Origin of the sequence: Mycobacterium sp. 1465703.0 (assembly GCF_001672975.1) — a bacterium.
Classification (GTDB): Bacteria; Actinomycetota; Actinomycetes; order Mycobacteriales; family Mycobacteriaceae; genus Mycobacterium.
Window position 1 is genome coordinate 1 of record NZ_LZKU01000170.1, and the last position, 723, is coordinate 723.

At 67.4% G+C, this 723-nt stretch carries 1 protein-coding gene and 1 pseudogene; one reads left to right on the plus strand and one right to left on the minus strand.

What is annotated here, in order from left to right; genetic code table 11:
* Window positions 1–76: pseudogene (locus A5625_RS29155) on the plus strand (orotate phosphoribosyltransferase); the annotation flags it as partial.
* Window positions 77–391: 315 nt separating this feature from the next.
* Here the strand turns inward: A5625_RS29155 and A5625_RS15210 are convergent.
* The coding region (locus tag A5625_RS15210; protein WP_255397976.1) for a phosphoribosyltransferase family protein at window positions 392–723 on the minus strand (332 nt) is incomplete at its 5' end.

Consider the following 723-nt stretch of genomic DNA (forward strand, 5'->3'; position numbering starts at 1 on the left):
CTTGATCGGCTCGCTGATGCGCGAACTGACCAGCGACTGGGACTACGCCGTGGTCGGCGGTTTGACCCTGGGCGCCGTACGGGCGCACCGGTTGGCTGGAGGACGAGCAGCCGGCCAGACACAGCGCCAAGCAGGCCGCTATCGCAAGGAAAAGGTTGCGCATGATTCAGCGGCTCGAGGTCAAGCCGAGGCACCTGTGCCACGTCCGCCCAACGTGGCACAGCACTCCCCGCCGGAAGGAATGAACGAATTGCCCACCTCTGAGCGACAACTCGGGCGGCCGTGCACTACGACGTTGTTGTCGCTGTGAGGTGGGCACAACGAACGTCGCCCGCGCCAGGGATGCCTGCGGCAATTGTGACAACTGATACCTACGAAGGTCCACCTGCAACTAGCTCAGCCCCAGGTCGGCGAGGCCGAGCACGCTTCGGTAGGGCAGCCCCTCGGCCTGGATTGCTTCGGCGGCGCCGGTGGCCCGGTCCACCACGGTGGCCACCCCGACCACTTCGCCGCCGGCCTCCTGGACGGCGCGCACCGCGGTCAGCGCCGAGTTGCCGGTGGTGCTGGTGTCCTCGACCACCAGCACCCGCTTTCCGGAAACCTCGGAGCCTTCGATAAGGCGTTGCAGCCCATGCGTTTTCGCTGACTTGCGGACGACGAAGGCGTCGATCGGGCGGCCCGATGCGTGCATGACGGCGGTGGCCACCGGGTCGGCGCCCAGGT